This is a genomic window from Streptomyces panacea (assembly GCF_040560175.1).
Classification (GTDB): domain Bacteria; phylum Actinomycetota; class Actinomycetes; order Streptomycetales; family Streptomycetaceae; genus Streptomyces; species Streptomyces panacea.
Genome location: NZ_JARJHW010000085.1, coordinates 1 through 15,809, shown reverse-complemented (window position 1 = coordinate 15,809; position 15,809 = coordinate 1). Strand labels below are relative to the sequence as shown.

16 protein-coding genes are annotated in these 15,809 nt (G+C 70.2%); 8 read left to right on the top strand and 8 right to left on the bottom strand.

All coding sequences use genetic code 11. The features are described 5' to 3' along the window. The first annotated feature begins 214 nt into the window (after positions 1-214). Positions 215-661: an SRPBCC family protein gene (locus P3L51_RS20615; RefSeq protein ID WP_354606739.1), complete on the top strand. Its 447-nt coding sequence runs from the start codon at positions 215-217 to the stop codon at positions 659-661. A gap of 705 nt (positions 662-1,366) precedes the next feature. Here P3L51_RS20615 and P3L51_RS20610 read toward each other — a convergent pair. Next, positions 1,367-1,747 (bottom strand): MerR family transcriptional regulator, encoded by a 381-nt coding sequence (locus P3L51_RS20610; protein ID WP_354606738.1) that lies wholly within the window; start codon positions 1,745-1,747, stop codon positions 1,367-1,369. Between the two features lie 165 nt (positions 1,748-1,912). On the opposite strand from P3L51_RS20610, the gene P3L51_RS20605 reads away from it, so the two are divergent. The 3 genes from P3L51_RS20605 to P3L51_RS20595 all read left to right on the top strand — a co-directional run bounded on the left by P3L51_RS20605 (position 1,913) and on the right by P3L51_RS20595 (position 3,964). After that, a complete protein-coding gene (locus P3L51_RS20605; RefSeq protein ID WP_354606737.1) occupies positions 1,913-2,863 on the top strand; it encodes an alpha/beta hydrolase family protein in 951 nt (316 codons plus the stop codon). 130 nt (positions 2,864-2,993) lie between these two features. Beyond that, positions 2,994-3,497 carry a GNAT family N-acetyltransferase gene (locus P3L51_RS20600; protein ID WP_354606736.1) on the top strand — a complete coding sequence of 168 codons (504 nt, stop codon included), beginning with the start codon at positions 2,994-2,996 and terminating at the stop codon, positions 3,495-3,497. 248 nt (positions 3,498-3,745) lie between these two features. Then, complete coding sequence (locus tag P3L51_RS20595; protein WP_354606735.1) at positions 3,746-3,964, top strand: hypothetical protein; 219 nt, start codon at positions 3,746-3,748, stop codon at positions 3,962-3,964. 117 nt (positions 3,965-4,081) lie between these two features. On the opposite strand, the gene P3L51_RS20590 is transcribed toward P3L51_RS20595, so the two are convergent. Continuing rightward, the gene (locus P3L51_RS20590; RefSeq protein ID WP_354606734.1) at positions 4,082-4,786 is read right to left on the bottom strand and encodes a TetR/AcrR family transcriptional regulator C-terminal domain-containing protein; all 705 of its coding nucleotides are present in this window, start codon (positions 4,784-4,786) and stop codon (positions 4,082-4,084) included. Positions 4,787-4,841: 55 nt separating this feature from the next. Here P3L51_RS20590 and P3L51_RS20585 point away from each other — a divergent pair, with 55 nt between their 5' ends. Next, on the top strand, positions 4,842-6,428 hold the full coding sequence (locus tag P3L51_RS20585) for an FAD-dependent monooxygenase (protein WP_354606733.1): 1,587 nt from the start codon (positions 4,842-4,844) through the stop codon (positions 6,426-6,428). Between the two features lie 242 nt (positions 6,429-6,670). Here the strand turns inward: P3L51_RS20585 and P3L51_RS20580 are convergent, their stop codons facing one another. The 4 genes from P3L51_RS20580 to P3L51_RS20565 form a co-directional block, all read right to left on the bottom strand. Continuing rightward, the gene (locus P3L51_RS20580; protein WP_354606732.1) at positions 6,671-7,603 is read right to left on the bottom strand and encodes an endo-beta-N-acetylglucosaminidase H; all 933 of its coding nucleotides are present in this window, start codon (positions 7,601-7,603) and stop codon (positions 6,671-6,673) included. 200 nt (positions 7,604-7,803) lie between these two features. Next, positions 7,804-8,889 carry a WxL protein peptidoglycan domain-containing protein gene (locus P3L51_RS20575; RefSeq protein WP_354606731.1) on the bottom strand — a complete coding sequence of 362 codons (1,086 nt, stop codon included), beginning with the start codon at positions 8,887-8,889 and terminating at the stop codon, positions 7,804-7,806. Positions 8,890-8,964: 75 nt separating this feature from the next. Further along, positions 8,965-10,941, bottom strand: coding sequence for a purple acid phosphatase family protein (locus tag P3L51_RS20570; RefSeq protein ID WP_354606730.1), 1,977 nt, complete (start codon positions 10,939-10,941; stop codon positions 8,965-8,967). A 171-nt stretch (positions 10,942-11,112) separates the two neighbouring features. After that, positions 11,113-12,360 carry a HupE/UreJ family protein gene (locus P3L51_RS20565; RefSeq protein ID WP_354606729.1) on the bottom strand — a complete coding sequence of 416 codons (1,248 nt, stop codon included), beginning with the start codon at positions 12,358-12,360 and terminating at the stop codon, positions 11,113-11,115. Between the two features lie 176 nt (positions 12,361-12,536). Here P3L51_RS20565 and P3L51_RS20560 point away from each other — a divergent pair, with 176 nt between their 5' ends. Continuing rightward, the gene (locus tag P3L51_RS20560; protein ID WP_354606728.1) at positions 12,537-13,202 is read left to right on the top strand and encodes a type 1 periplasmic-binding domain-containing protein; all 666 of its coding nucleotides are present in this window, start codon (positions 12,537-12,539) and stop codon (positions 13,200-13,202) included. Positions 13,203-13,336: 134 nt separating this feature from the next. After that, on the top strand, positions 13,337-13,927 hold the full coding sequence (locus P3L51_RS20555; RefSeq protein WP_354606727.1) for a TetR/AcrR family transcriptional regulator: 591 nt from the start codon (positions 13,337-13,339) through the stop codon (positions 13,925-13,927). A 93-nt stretch (positions 13,928-14,020) separates the two neighbouring features. Here P3L51_RS20555 and P3L51_RS20550 read toward each other — a convergent pair whose 3' ends face one another. Together P3L51_RS20550 and P3L51_RS20545 are read right to left on the bottom strand one after the other, a co-directional pair. Continuing rightward, positions 14,021-14,371 carry a VOC family protein gene (locus P3L51_RS20550; RefSeq protein ID WP_354606726.1) on the bottom strand — a complete coding sequence of 117 codons (351 nt, stop codon included), beginning with the start codon at positions 14,369-14,371 and terminating at the stop codon, positions 14,021-14,023. Positions 14,372-14,437: 66 nt separating this feature from the next. Further along, complete coding sequence (locus P3L51_RS20545; protein WP_354606725.1) at positions 14,438-15,193, bottom strand: 4'-phosphopantetheinyl transferase family protein; 756 nt, start codon at positions 15,191-15,193, stop codon at positions 14,438-14,440. Between the two features lie 92 nt (positions 15,194-15,285). Between P3L51_RS20545 and P3L51_RS20540 the strand changes: the two genes are divergently transcribed. Further along, positions 15,286-15,720, top strand: a complete 435-nt coding sequence (locus P3L51_RS20540; protein ID WP_354606724.1) for a VOC family protein — start codon at positions 15,286-15,288, stop codon at positions 15,718-15,720. Positions 15,721-15,809 lie beyond the last annotated feature (89 nt).

The following is a 15,809-nucleotide window of genomic DNA, read 5'->3' as shown; positions in this document are numbered from 1 at the left end:
TGAACGGCAACGCCGGCACGGCGGGGCGCGAAGGTGTCGCCAGGAGCGGACGGGACCACCGTTCGCCGGCCACGCGACGTAGGCGCGGGGGCCGACCGATGGATGCCTTTCGCCATGGAACGAGACTTCACCCGCGCTCAGGAACCCGAGTGGCGTGGGACCAGCCACACGGGCAGAGTGGGTTGCCACGCTCTCCCTCAAGGAGTGAACAGCTGTGAGTGGACAGTTCGAGGCAGTCACCGACATCGATCGGCCGATCGCGGAGGTCTTCGCGTATCTGGCGCAGGGTACGAACGACCCGGCGTTCAGTCCCCGGGTGCAGAAGATCACCAAGAAGCCGACGGGGCCCACGGACGTCGGCACTGTATTCCAGAGCACGGTGAAGGACGCGGGGATGAAATCCCAGCGCGAGTTCCGGATCACCGAGCTGGAAACACCAACCAGAATCCGCTGGATGGAGACCTCGAAGAACGTGGTGATGGCTCGCGAGGGGGGTTACGACTTGGAAGCCATCTCGGACGGGAGAACGCGGGTGCGACTCTTCAACGTCCTGGAGGGGCATGGCATCGGCAAGGTGCTGGTGGGGTTCGCCCTCAGCGCGGCCCGCAAGGACGCGTCCGCGTTCGGCGAGCGCATCAAGAAGGCTGTCGAGGCGTCCTGAGCGCCGCTCGGTGTCGCCGCCGGCTCAATCGGTCCGGCCGGGGTCGGTCGGATTCGCCGCCAGCCGCACGCCGTAGGTCGCAGGCCCGGTCGCCCGGTGGCCCGTTTCGGCCCGGGTGCGCAGCTCGTCGATCCGGCCGTGCTCGATGAGCCAAGTCGGCCTGGGCCTGGGCCTCGGTCGGCTCCTCAACGACGGATGAGTGCCTGGCTTCGGCCATCGCCCGGTCGAGGACGTTGACGGCCCCGTCGACACGGCCCTGCGCGGCCAGCAGCGCGGCGAGTTACTCAGGTGCGGGGCCGCAGGGCCGCAGGGCCGCAGGGCCGCAGGATTCTGATCGCGTCCTCGGCGCGGCCCTGTTCGTCCAGGAGCCGGGCCACGTCGAGAGGGGCCGTGGAGATCGGTTCAAAGGGATTGCGCGGCCCGGCCTCCAGGACGGTCAGGGCCTGATCGGCACGGCCGCCTGCCGGCCGCGTCCCACCAGACCACGAACTACCGTCGCCGCCGCTGGTCGGGCCTGAGGTCTGTTCAGGTGGCGGCACAGGTGGACGTACTTGCGGACCTCGGCGTCTTCGGTCTTGCATCGGTCTTGCAGAGGTAGCCCTTCCACTTCTTCGCCTTGAGGCCGACATGCCCCGACCTGTCGCATCTCACGCGGGCGTCCTTGAGGGATCTGGCGCTCCTGTAAGCGTCGGCGGGCCGCCTGACCTAGGCGGTGGTTTCCCGTCGGCAGGAAGTGCCGGTGACCATGTTGCTGGTGGCGGCGGTGATGACCGAGCCGAGCCGGTCCCGGACGTGCATGAGATCGACGATGCGCCGGTCGACTTGCTCGCGCTCCGCCGCCAGGCGCTCAAGCAGCGCGGGAGTGGCCTGGCCGTCGATGACGCACGGCATGAGCTCGACGATCGTCCTGCTGGACAGCCCGGCGGCGTACAGCTGCTGGATCAGCCGCACCCGGTCGACCGCGCTCCCGGGGTAGTGACGCTGGCCGCTGGGGCTGCGCTCGGCGCTGAGCAGATTCTGCTCCTCGTAGTAGCGCAGGGCCCGGACACTGACGCCGGTCCGGGCGGCGAGTTCTCCGACGCGCATTTCTCTTCCTGTGTGACATCCGTTGGGCGGCTTGCCTCTGACGTCAACGTCAGGTTTTAGCGTAGTTGACGCGCGCTTCACCCGGGAACTTCTTCCGGTTCGTCTGCTGACGCGCATGGACTCGAACGACCCACCACACGCACCACACCTGGAAGAAGGACACGTATGACCACGTACAAGACGACCGGCCTGACCGGCCCCGCGCCCACCCCGACCGTGTCGGTCAGGCCGGTCGTGCTGCCCGCAGCGCGGCGCGGTGAGGACCTGCACGTACGCGTCTGCGCACCGGTCACCGGCACCAATCTGCCGATCGTGCTGTTCGCGCACGGGTTCGGCTCGAACCTGGACGGCTACGCGCCGCTGACCGACCACTGGGCCTCCCATGGCTTCGTGGTGATCCAGGCCACCCACCTCGACTCCAAGCGCCTCGACATCGCAGCGGACGATCCCCGCAAGCCCCACCTCTGGCGCTACCGCGTGCAGGACATGAAGCGCGTCCTCGACGAACTCGACACCCTGGAGGCCTCCGTGCCCGGCCTGGCCGGCCGGGTGGACCACAGTCGCGTCGTCGCGGCCGGACACTCCTTCGGCGGCCAGACCGCGGGCATCCTCGTGGGTCTGCGCGTCATGGACCCGGAGACCGGAACCGCGCGGGACATGTCCGACCCCCGCGTCATGGCCAGCATCCAACTGGCCACAGCCGGCAAGGGCGGCGACGAACTGACCCCCTTCGCCCACGAGAACCTTCCCTGGCTGCGCCACCAGGACTTCTCCCACATCACCGCACCCGGACTCGTGGTCGCCGGCGACAAGGACGAACTCCCCCTCTCCACCCGGGGACCGTCCTGGACGACCGACCCGTACACCCTCAGCCGCGGCACCAAGAGCCTGCTGACGGTTTACGGTGGCCGGCACTTCCTCGGCGGCATCTCCGGCTACGAGGCAGCGGAGACCACCGACGAGAATCCCGGTCGCGTCGCCCTCGTCCAGCGGGTCACCCTCGCCTACCTGCGCCACATCACCGGCACCGACCACGCCGACCACTCCGACTGGGAAACGGCGCAGGCCGCCCTCGCCGGTGATTCCCACCCGCTGGGACGACTGGAATCGAAGTAGCCACCTGCTCGGTCGACGCGGGCGACCCGCTCGGTGCCGGGAAATCGGGGCGGTGTCGTCGCCCTGCGCGAGGAGTCGGGCCGCGCCCTCCACTGGCAGTTCGTGGTGACCCGTGGGGCAGAGTAGGGGCATGTCTACGTACGGGACGATGCCGTTCCACCTTGAGACCGAGCGGTTGATACTGCGGCCGTGGGCCGAGTCGGACGCCGTTGAGTTCCGCGCTCTCCTCTCCGAACGCGGCAACGGGACGCCGACGGTTGAGCACACGCGGACGTCCATCGCGAAGCTGCTCACCGCGACGGCGGCAACGGGGATCGCCCTGCTGCCCATCCAGCGCCGCGAGGAAGGCGACTTCATCGGCTACTGCGGGCTGATCATCGGCCGCTCCACCCTGGAGGAACCTGAGATCGCGTACGAGTTGTTCCAGCGCGTCCATGGGTGTGGCTACGCCACCGAGGCGGCGGGCGCGGTGCTCGACGCCGCTGTCGCGACCGGGCGGAACCGGCTCTGGTCGACCGTCGGCGCGTGGAACACACCGTCGCTCCGTGTCCTTGAGAAGCTCGGGTTCGAGCGGGATCACGTTTCCACGGACGACAGCGGTGAAGTGGTATGGCTGACACGCCCGTTGCCGTGACGCGGGGTCGCGCACCCGGGGTTTCGCGCTCACGTGATCGAATGGATCTGCCGCATCGTCGAATGTGCCAAGAAATGTTGGATTCGGCTCAACGCGTCGATCAAAGGGAAAGCGGGCACCGACGGCTACGATGGAGCTGTCGACAGCATTAAGTCTCGCCAGTTCAAGGGCGTGTACGGGAGACCCGCGTAACCGCCTTGCGTGACGTACGAACGCTATCGACAACCGCTCCGCGCAAGGGGGTTCTCGTGACCACCGCCCCGACCCCGCCCCCCGTTCCGACTGGGGACGCGACACCGTTCCTGCCCGTGCGTACGGCCATCGTCCTCCAGACGGCCGCCTTCGTGGGGGCGATCTCCGGAGTCCTCACCTACTTCAGCACGGGCAACACGGCCGGCGCGATCCTCGCGGGACTCATCGGCCTCGGTGCGAGCGTGCCCACCCTGAACGGACTGATCGACGACTGAGCACGACCTGACGCCGGGAGGAGAGTGCGGAGCGTTCCCGCGGGCGGGGGGTCACCCATCACAGGTCTGGCATCGCAGGTCCGGCCGAGGCGCTGACCCCGTACGCGTACCGACCGGTCAGCGGCCCAGTCGGGCCGCGAGACCGTCGAGCACGCACTCCAGGCCGAACGCGAACTCGACGTCGGGGTCGAGCTCCTCGGCTTCGAGGACGCGACGGGCGAGCATCGGGTGCTCCCCCGCCGCGAGCACCTCGCTGATGTAGGGGCCGACGCTGCGCTGCCACTGCTCCTCGGTCAGGCCGGTGCGCTGCTCGGCGCGCCGACCGGCCTGCTCGGTGGCCACCGAACCCAGCACGTACGCGTGCACGGCACTGAGCGCCTGCGAGGCCAGGGTGATGTCGGGCGTCAGCGCGACAGCGGCGCGCAGCGCGGATTCGGACCGTCGCAACGAGTTGGGGCCGAGCGAGGGCCTGCCCGCCAGTTCGCCGGCCAGCCACGGGTGCCGCAGGAGGGTCGCTCGCAGCGCGTGCGCGACCGCGGCCAGGTCGGCGCGCCAGTCACATGTGGGCTCGGGGAGCGGGTCCTCGCCCTGCGCCGCGTCGACCATCAGGTCCACCAGCTCGTCGCGGTTGGTGATGTAGCGATAGAGGGTGGCCGTCCCGGAACCGAGGTCGCCCGCGACCCGGCGCATCGACACCGCGGCCAAGCCCTCCGCGTCGGCGACGGCCAGCGCGGCGGCCACGTACTGGTCCACCCCCGGTGCGCGTCGGCGCGGTTCGGGGCGCGGCCTGGTCCACACCGACGAGGGAGCGGGTTCGGTCATCGGGCTGTTCCTTTCCTCGTTGACCGCCACCCTATCTTCTGGCTACGGTGTAGCCATGACGGACACAGCGTATCCAGAAGTGCCGGTGCTCGTGGTCGGAGGGGGTAGCGTCGGGCTGCTCACCGCGGCGCTGCTCGCCCACCACGGCGTCCCCGCGGTGCTCGTCGAACGCCGGTCAGGGCCGTCGGTCCACCCGCGCGCCACCGGCATCGGGCCGCGTACCGTCGAGATCCTCCGAGAGCTCGGGCTCGACACCGCCGTCGACGCCGCCGCAGTCGACCTGCGGGGCGCCGCGGGCAAGGCGGTGGCGCGGACCGTCGTCGAGATGGGCGCGGGCGATGTCGTGACCGTGCCCATGCCGACCCCGTCCGCCGTCGAACTGGACACAACACCGTTCAGGCTGCGCGGTGTCTGCGCGCAGGACCGGCTCGACGCCGTGGTGGCGGCCGACCTGGCGCGCCGCGGAGCGGATCCGCGCTGGTCGACCCGCCTGGTCGGCATCGCGCAGGACGCCGACGGGGTCGACGTCGAACTGGAGGGGCCCGACGGCCCCTACTCGCTGCGCTGCGCGCGCGTGGTGGCCGCGGACGGCACGCACAGCACCGTGCGGACCGCGCTCGGCGTGGACACCTCCGGGGCGGGCGACCTGGGCAAGTCGATGATCAACATCCTGTTCCGCGCCGACATCCGGCCCCATCTGCGGGGCATGTCCTTCGCCACCTGCACGATCACCACGCCGGAGGCGCCCGGCCTACTGGCGACCGTGGACGGCGAGACGGACTGGGTCTTCCACGTCGCCTGCGACGTCGACGGGGGCGAGCGCCCCGAGGACTTCACGCGCGAGCGCTGCGTCGCGGTCGTACGCTCGGCGGTCGGCGATCCCGGCCTCGACGTCGAGGTGCGCAGCGTGCTCCCGTGGCGGCCCCGGAGCTCCCTGGCCGACCGCTTCGCCGTCGGCCGCGTGTTCCTGGTCGGCGACGCCGCGCACACCGTGTCACCCCTGGGCGCGTTCGGCCTCAACACCGGCGTCGCCGACGCCCACAACCTGGCGTGGAAACTGGCCGCCGTCCACCACGGCGAGGCAGGCCCCGGCCTGCTCGACACCTACGCGCGGGAGCGTGAGCCGATCGCCGCCGCGACGCTGGACCAGGCGATGCGCAGGCTCGCCGATCCGGAGCTGCACTGGGGGCGTGGTCCCGAGGCCGACGCCGCCAGGGCGGCGGCCGGGGTGTGGGCGGCGCCGGTCGTGCACCTCGGCCAGCGGTACGACTCGGCCGCTGTCGTCGACGCGCGGCCGGAGCTCCCGTCCACGGTCGACCTGGCGGTGGCGCTCGACGGGTCGCCGGGTTCACGGGTGCCCCACGCGTGGGTGGACGGGGTCTCCACGCTCGACCTCGTCGCGTCCCGGTGGACCCTGCTGGTGGGCGACGCGGGCGACCGGTGGCTCGTCGCCGCGGCGGGCGCCGGCCTGCCGGCGCGCCAGGTCCGCGCACCGTGGGTGTCCGACGACGGGGCCCTGCTCGTGCGACCGGACGCGATCGTCGCGATGCGGGTCACGACACCGGTCCGGGACCCGGCGCGGTTCCTCGCCGGCGTCCTGGACCGGGTGCTGGCCAGGCCGGTCGGGGTGCCGAGCGCCTGACCGGGGCGGACTCGCTCGACAGGACCCGCCGGCCGGCGTACCGGACGGCGATCCGGCCCGTGGACCTGTTCACCGACTTCCAGGGGGCCGACCTGAACGCCGGCGCGGTCGGCCGCAGTGCGGCGGCGGTCTTCCCGCAGAAGTCGCCGAATGGAGTGCGACCGCGCCCCCGACATCGTTGTCGAGAGCACGGCTCGCACGGATCACGGCTCTACACGGTGGGGCGAGCCCCAAGCGTCGCCCTACGGTGTGTAGCGGGCGTCACTGCCGTACAGCTGCCTGGTGAACGCGGAGACATCGGCGCTGCGATCGGAGCCGTCGAGGTTGTACGTCAGATAGACGCCGTACCCCTCACTGACGGTGCGGCGGGCGAGATCGGCGGCCGTGCTCTGCGAGGTCCGGCCGATCTCGACCGCCGCCGGCGACAGCTTCGACTTGGGCAGTGCGATGCGGGGCACCTGCCAGGTGCCGTAGTACGGGTTCCACGCGTAGTCGAACTTGGACGAGACGTCGACGCCGCCGTAGGAGAGCCGCGACGCGGCCGGCCCAATGTTGTAGAGGCTGATGATCTTGTTCGGCATGTTCGCGCGCAGCGCCGTCACCAGGTGCACGAACGAGCTGTCGTTGGGCTGGCCGGTGCCGTTGTTGCCGTACTGCGCGTACTCGTCGTCGAAGTCGATGCCGTCCAGGCCGTACTTGGCCACGGTGTCCGACAGTTGTTTGGCGAACGCCGAAGCCGCTTGCTGGGTCGGGAAGTTGGCGAAGCCCGCGCCCTGGTGGTTGCCGAGCACCGAGAGGACGACCTTGATGCCCTTGTTCTGCAACGGCCGTATCTCCGTGGCGGCGTTGTCGAGGACGCGCCGCACGTTCTCGTTGAAGTGCAGATACGCCGCCTTCGTGCCCGTGTCGTAGTTGATGTTCGCCGCGAAGATCACGGCGACGTCGAAGACGTTGTCACCGCTGCCGGCGAGGGTGTACTTGCCGACATTGAGCATGCTGTGGTTGTTCACCTCGACGTACGCCACCGAGGTCGGCCCCTGTTTCGCGAGAGCGGGGGCGGGAGTTGGGGCGGGAGTGGGGGCCGCTGCCGCGCCGGTCGTGCCGAAGGCGAGGGCCGCGACGGCCGAGAGCGCGAGCGCCGCCGTCCGCACTCTGCTCCGTACCAGAGTGAACATCGTTGATCGGTCTCCCATCGCATGGGTCGGCGCTCGACCTGTTCGAAAGCGCCGAGTGAGCCCTCCGAGCTTTCCGCTCCCGTGACCGGATCCCGAGAATCTTGTACGAACTCTCACCACTCCCACGCATGTCCCACCCCAACTCACCATCTGGGCAAGGGAGTTGACTCGGGCCATTCCACCGGCGTCGCCGTCGGTGGTCAGCTCCGCCCGCTCCGCTCCTTCTCGCGCAAAGCCTGCTCGACGGCGTTCTGTACGCGGGCGTCCTCGGCCGCCCTACGTCGGGCGCGGGTGCGGCGGGTGAGGACGAATGCCGCGACGGCGGACCCGAGCAGTACGACGATCAGCAGCAACAGCGTCCAGGGGATCGCCCAGCCGTGCGCGGTGGCCTCGACCGGCTTGAGTGAGGTGGTGGAGCCCGACGCGTCGGTGAGCAGGGGTGTGAGGGTCGCGGTCGCGGCCAGGCCGACGCCCGGCGTCACACCGTTTACGGGCACCTTCATCTTCCAGCTCTCGCCCGGAAGCAGCTCCGGCGGCGGGGCGATGTCGCCCGCCTCGGCCCGCAGCCGGCCGAACGGGCCCGAGACCGACACCGCCTGCCGGCCCGACAGCAGGGCGTTGCCCGTGTTGTGGACCGTGTACGTGACGGTGGCGTCGCCCTTGGCGAACGGGTTGGCCGAACCGGCGTAGTCCACCTGGAGGTTCTCGATCGCGAGTTTCGGCTTCAGCTCGCCGCTGACGCGCAACGTGACCCGGATACCGAGGCGCCGGTCAACGTTGATGCCCTCGGCGTCGTCGGCCTGCTTCAGCGAGGTGAGGATGCCACCCACGTAATCGCCGGGAGTGGCGTTGCCGGGAACCCCGACCGTGAAGGGGATCTCGGCGGACTTGCCGGGCTTGATCACCACGCTGTCGCGGTCGGCGTGGGCCCAGACGCCGATGCCGACGGACTTCGTGTCCCCGGTGACCAGGTCGAGTTGGCCCGCGTCGGTGGTGAAGCCGTCGGCGGCGTACACCGTGAGTTCGAGCGGGGACTCGCTGCGGTTGGCGACGACCATGGCGTCCTTGACCTGGCCGCCGGGGTTGACGGTGTAGCTGTAGCTGGACCGGTCGTCGCCGTACCCGTTCGCGGCCGTCCGGACCGTCCAGGTGACGTCGCCGTCGGCCGCCCGGGCGGGGCCGGCGCAGAGACCGGCGATTGCGAGGGCCAGGAGGAGGGGAAGGGCGGCGGCGGTACGGACGCGAGTGGTGACACCGGTCTTCCGGCGCGTTGCGGGCGTGGACATGGTGGGTTTCCTCTGGAACGGGAGGCGGGGCAGATCACCCGAAGGCGGCCTGCCCCGCCAGTGGGACGGGTTGGATCAGCTGCTCAGCGCGGTGATCGTCAGGGTGGCGCGGTAGCCGCCCTTCTCGACGCTGTCCGGGATCTTCAGCCCCAGGTCGGCGCCGAGCTTGGCCGTGCCCCGGGTGTGGCCCTGCTCGGCCGAACCGAGGCCGCGTGAGACCGAGAGGCCCTGGCCCTGGTCGTCGTAGCCGGAGGCGACCTTCGTGCCTGCCTTCGACCCCGCGCCGTTCACCAGCACGCGCGGCGTCCAGCCGAGGTACGAGCCGGAGAACGTCTTGGCCGCGTCCTTGAAGTCACTCACGTTGGCCGAGATCGACCAGGGCGCGAGCGAGCGGCGGCTGTCCGAGACGGCGATCGGGTTGATCTTGCCCGCCGCCTCGAAGTGGCTGCCGCCGGTCTCCTTGGCGGTACCGAGGTCCACCAGACCGTTGTAGCCGTCGATCGTCCAGCCGAACTCGCCCGGAGCGGCGTTCGGTACGTTGACCTGGAGGTCCTGGCCGTCGCCGTGGAACGGATGCACCGTGACCTTGTCGACGAGCGAGCCGACCGGCTGGCCCTCAGTGGTGTTGTTGCACCAACTGCCCTTCTCGACCGCCGCGTTCGGAGCGGCACAGGTGCCGCTGCGGACGTTCTCGACGACGAGCTTGTCGTTGCGCACCTGGACCTTGACGTAGGTGCGGACGTGCTCCTGGTTCTGGACCGAGTTGTACCAGTAGCTGTCCGGGTTCAGCGGGTCGGCCCCGTTGCCCGCACCGCTCGTACCGCTGCTGTCCGGCTTGGTGATGTCGTAGTACTTCGAGCCCGATGCGGAGTTCCCCGTCACGTACAGGACACCGCCGGGACCGGCGTACACGTCGGAGGCGCCGGGCTGCTCGGCCGGGTCGGCCTTCTCGCCGTTCTTCACCAGGTAGCTGCGGCTGTAGCTGTGGTCGTGGCCCTGGAGCACCAGGTCGACACCGAGCTTGGAGAAGGTGGTCGGGAAGTCGACGCGGCGGACCTTGTTGTCGGAGTCCTTGGCGTGGTCGGCGGGCGAGTAGATGGCGTGGTGGTAGGTGAGCACCTTCCACTTGGCCTCGGCGCCGTGCTTGTTGATGACGTCGGTGACGTAGGCGAGGTGCGCCGCGTCGCCGCCGCCACCCTGGGAGGTGGCGTAGCTGTTGCTGTTGAGGTCGATGAACAGCACATCCTTGTAGATGTACCAGTAGTCACCGCCGGAGGTGTTGGACGCCGGGTTGCCGTTGGAGTACAGCGGGGCCGAGCGGTCCGTGTTCGGGGTGGAGAAGTGCTGCTCGTACGCCTTGCCGCCGACGTCGTGGTTGCCGATGGTGGCGGCCCAGGGGTACTGGCGGAGCTTGTCGGGTGCCAGGAAGGAGTTCCACTGCGATTCGTTGTTGGCGGTCTCGACCTGGTCACCGCCCGACACCAGGAGTTCGGCGTCGGGGTTGGCCGCCAGCGAGACGTCCACGGTGTCCTGCCAGCCGGCCTGGTCCTTCGCCAGATCGCCGGACGCGCCGATCTGCGGGTCGCCGTAGAACAGGAAGTCGTAGTCGCCCTCGAAGTCCTGTGTCTTGAAGGCGTACGCCGCCGACCAGTTGCCCTCGGTGCCGACGCGGTAGGAGTACCGGGTGTGCTCCTTGAGGCCGGTGATCGTGGTGTGGCGGTTGAAGCCGCCGCTGGTGGCGATGTTCGCCGCGCCGATGGCGTCGAAGGCGGCGGCGCCGGCCGGGAATTCGCCGTTGACGAGCTCCGCGGTCGGGGCGACCTGGAGCTTCTGCGCGGTGTCGGCCGAGCTGTACCAAGTCACCGTGCGCTGGGACTCGTTGGCGCCGACACCGAGGATGATGCCGGTGAGCGTGGTGGGCTCGGCGGCGCCGGCGGGGGACGTCATGCCCCCGCCGAGGGCCACGGCCAGGCCCAGGAATGCCGCGGCGGCCGAGGTGGCCGCACGGCGTCGCGCAGGCCCGGAGGTCTGCGCCGAAGGTCTGATTCTCATTAGTTTTACGTTCCTTTTACCCACATGGGTGGATGTATTGGGCATGCACAACTTGGCGGCCGTTGATGAACCGGGAACGACCGCGGCCCTCGCGTCAGTTGAACTTCTGGGCGTCCGGGAACTTCTGGACTTCTCCGGAGACATACGCGGACGCCACAGCTCGAACGGTCGTCACAGACCGAACAGCCGTTGCGTGAACCACACCAGCCCCATGACGCACACGCCTGCGGAGATCACACCGGTCGCCCACAGACCGGCCCTCGGCGCACGGCGCCGCACCAACGTCAGCAGCGGGAAGACCAGAGCGATGATCGCCAACTGCACGGCCTCGATACCGACGTTGAACACCAGGAGCGACCACAGCAGGGTCCACGAGAACGCCTCGTCGATTCCCAGCGCGCCCGCGAAGCCGAGGCCGTGCACGAGGCCGAAGCAGAACACGACCCCCAGGCGCAGCCGGCCCGCACGGTCCAGGCCGAGGCGACCACGTCCGGCGGCAAGGTCCAGGGCGGCGGCACGGTCCGGGCCGGGGGCGCGGTCCAGGTCGGCGGCGCGGTCGCCGCGCCGCCGGATCCGCCAGAGGTACCAGCCGGCCACCACCGCGATCGACAGCGCGATGACGGGCTCAACGACCGCCGACGGCACGTCGACCAGGCCGAGGGCGGCGAGCATGAACGTCACCGAGTGCGCCAGGGTGAAACTGGTCGCCGCGAGCACGATCTCGCGCAGCCGCCGCGACCCGGCGATGAGGGCCAGCAGGAACAGGACGTGGTCGATCCCGCCCAGCAGGTGCTCGGCACCCAGGCGGAAGAACTCCCAGAACCGCTCGTACCACGACTGCCCCGCGGCGAAGGAGGGATGGCCTGCGTCGAGCGCGGCGCTGCCCGCCCGGCCGTCGATCTCGTAGGTGACGATCGTCTTCGTCCCGGTGACGTAGGTCTCGGCGTCGGGGAAGAGCTCGCTGCGCACCTCGTGGTCGCCGCCCTCCCCGGGACAGGCCCAGTCGAGCAGCAGACCGGCGTACGGCACACCCTCCCGCCGGCCCATCGTGAAATCGCCGACCCGGGACGGCGTACAGGCCGCGCCGCCCGAGGTGACCGAGAAGCGCTCGGTGACGTACGAGAGGGCCGACTCCGCGTGGGTGTTGAGCGCCGCCGCCTGCGCGCCGGTGTCACCGTCCTCGAAGGCGGCGTTCCCTGTACGGAAGAGCGGGTCGTCCCCCTCCGCGTCGGCGGCGGACACGACGAAGAGGTCGTATTCGAGCTTCAGTTCCGTCCGTATATGGCCCTCTTCGCCCGAGGTGACGTCGGCGTAGACGGTCGAGGTGAATCCGTGGGCCTGCGCCGACGGACCGGTGCTCAGGAGAGCGATCACCGCGGCGGTGACCCCGACGAGGGCGCGGCGGAGGTGTCGTGACATGTGGCTGGCTCCTTCAGGTTGCCAGTGCACGGTGGACGTCACGGGTGAACACGGCCCGGCCGGTCGGCGAAGAACGGAAAAACAACCTCGATGACGACACCTCCTGATGAAGGAGGCAGAAGCCGGGATAGCAGGATGTAGACGTACCATCCACCACCACTCGGAGGAAGATCGCCTTGCGCTCACCGCTTCGGGCCGTCGCCACGCTGGCCGTGGCCGCCGCGCTGGTCACCGGATGCAGCTCCGGCGACGACTGGTCACAACCGCACCCCGAGCCGGCCGCCGTCGGCACTCTCGGCCACGGGTTCGCGAACCCCTCCCGCTCACCGGTCCCGGAGTCGACCACGACGCCGCGGCCCGGCTCCTGGAACGGGGTCCACCCGTCGAAGGGCTACCGCGTCGTACTGCTCACCACGGGCGACGACCGTCCGGCCAAGACCCTCGTGACGGCGGTGGAGAAGTGGGGCGAGGAGGAGCACGTCGACCTCAGAACGGTGGTCGCGGACAACCCTCACGACTTCATACCCGGCATCACCAGAGCCATGGAGATGCGCCCCGACCTCGTCGTCAGCGTGGGCAACGACCTCATCGACCCCCTCGCGATGGTCACCCCCAACCACTTGTCACAGCAATTCCTCGTCCTGGGGGCGGAGTTGGCCGAGCCCACCGGCAACGTGACGGCGGTCGACTGGTCCGGCGCCTCGTTCCGCGGCGAAGGGCTGGGCGCGTCCTCGGCGTACGACCCCGCCTCGTTCACCACCGAGCGCTGCGCGGCGGCGATCAGGGCGGGCGTCGCGGCCGTGCTCAACGACCTGACGGGGATCGTGCTCTGGCTCGACTAGCGCTCCGACGGCTTGGCCCCCGGACAGCACACACCTCGGTTGCGCGGAGCCGGGTGACGTGGTCTCGCTCGTCCCCGCGACGGCGAAGTACCTTGTGCGCATGGCTTCAACAGGCCGAAGACGGGGGCGCAACGATGACGAACGGGGTTCGCGCGCAGCAGCGGGAGCAGACGCGGCACACGTTGCTGCGGGAGAGCCGACGGCTCTTCTCGAAGGTGGGTTACGCGTCCGTGGGCCTGTCGGAGATCGTCGGGGCCGCCGGAGTGACCAAAGGCGCGCTGTACCACCACTTCGGCAGCAAGGCCGAACTGTTCCGGGCCGTCCTGGAGCAGGTGCAGCGGGAGGTCGCCGCGCTCATCGCGGCGAAGGCGGATGTCCAGGCGGACCCCTGGGACCAGTTCACCCACGGCTGCCAGGCGTTCCTCAGCGCGTCCACCGACCCCGCGATCCAGCGCATCATGCTCGTCGACGGACCGGCGGTGCTCGGCTGGCGGGACTGGCGAGCGATGAACGAGGCCACCTCCGGCCGTCACCTGGCCCAGGCGCTCACCGTCCTGATCCACGAGGGCACGATCCCCGCACAGCCGGTCGCACCGCTGGCCCATCTGCTGTCGGGGGCGATGAACGAGTCGGCGTTGTGGCTGGCGACGTCGGAGGACTCCGCCGATCTCGCGGACGCCCGGCAGGCGCTGGCGCGGATGCTGGCGGCACTGCGGGCGAAGTGACCACGGGCCGGCCGGCGGCCGTGACGAGGTCGGGGCTTCCCCTTCCGGCGGGCGGTCCCCGAGGCGGCCGGCGCCCGGTGGTCGGGCCGGTGGTCAGGCCGATGCGACGACGTCGATCCGGACCCCGTTGGGGTCGGTGATGACGAGGTGTCCCCGATCCGGGCGCGTCGCCGCCCCGAGGGCGGCGATCCGGTCCCACTCCTCAGACGTGTCGTCCACCGCGAGGGTGAGCCGCACCGCGCGCACCGGTCGCAGGAGCGCCTCCGGCAGCGCCGGGTGAGCGTGGTCGAGCAGGGCGAGCTCGTGCTGTCGCGCGCCGGGCCGGCTGAGACCGGCGTACCACTGGGTCGTGAACGTGGCGGTGAAGCCGAACAGTCTGTTGTAGAAGCCGCGGGACTCCGCCAGCCGCGAGGTGCAGATCACCGGACAGAAGCTGGTCAGCATAGGGCGCCATCTCCACTCACGTACCAACGGTATGCGAAATGAACCTAATCGCGCACCGTCGGCATGTCAACTTCGGCCCTTCTCCTCCAACGAGCCGACGCCGCCGAGGACATGACCGTACGCGGACCAGTTCAGCTCGCTCGGTCCGGTGGGCACCGGCACCCACCGCGGAACGGCCAGCGCCGCGGCGTGCGTGCGGTCCTGCGGGCCACAGGACAGGTTGACGACGTTCCAGCCGGCGGGCCTCCCCTCTTTCCCCACTCCCAGGTAGTCCCGGTCCAGCCCCCGGCCGAGCCCGGTCCCCACTGCCTTGAGGTACGCCTCCTTGCGCGTCCACAACCGGCAGAACTCCAGGGGGCGTTCGGCTCGCGGAACCCGGAGCAGTTCCTCCCGCTCGCGCGGATGCAGCCGCGCCAGGCACAGTTCGACCGTCCGGCGGCCGGGCAGCCGCTCCACGTCGACCCCGACAGGCACGTCGGCGACCGCGACGAGCGTGATGCCGGCGCAGTGGGAGAGGGAGAAGTGCGGGCCGCCGGGACGGTCGAGGAGGATGGGCCGGCCGTTCGGCCCGCCGCAGTGGGCGCACCGGTCACGGCCGAACCGAAGGTCCCGGGGATGGACGCCGAGCCGGTCACCCAGCAGCAGCCGCAGCCCCACGTGCGCCGCGAGATACATCGACCGGTCCCGCCGGTGGGCGAAGGACGCCGCCTTGGCCCGCTCCCGCGCGTCGAGCAGCGAGAGCGAGAGGTCTTCCCCCCACGGGGGCGCCAGCCGCAGTGCCCATACGCGTACTCCGCCCGTCGGACGAGCCGCCGATGCCATGTCGACCTGCCTTCGATCCGGCGGACGTGACGTGGGGGCGGACACCTCGTTGGGACAGGACGACCGCGTACCCGCCCCAGAACGGTGCTGTGATGACGTCCTCTCCCGTGACCAGCTTCTATCCCGTGCTCTGCACCGAGCGGCTCAGCGAGTCCGTGGCGTTCTACAGCACGCTGTTCGGATTCGAGACGACCTACACGAGCGACTGGTACGTCAGCCTGCGGCTGCCCGAACCGCCGGGGTACGAACTCGCTCTCGTCGCCGCCGGGCACGAGACCGTGCCGGAGGCCTACCGCCGGCCGGCCCGCGGTCTGCTTCTCAACTTCGAGGTGGCCGACGTCGACGCCGAGTACGCGCGTCTCGTGACGGGCGCCGGTCTGAGGGTCGAACTCGCCCTGCGCAGCGAGGCGTTCGGCCAGCGCCACTTCATCGTCGTCGCCCCCGACGGCGTACTGATCGACATCATCACGCCCATCGCCCCCACCGAGGCTTACGCGGACGCCTACCAGGGCCTGTCCGGCACCTAGGGCCTGTCGTTCGGATCTTGCCGGGCTCGCGGGGCCTGGCACCGCGCCTCGCCGCGTTGTCGTCGGTCGGCATGGCTCCGCCATGTCTC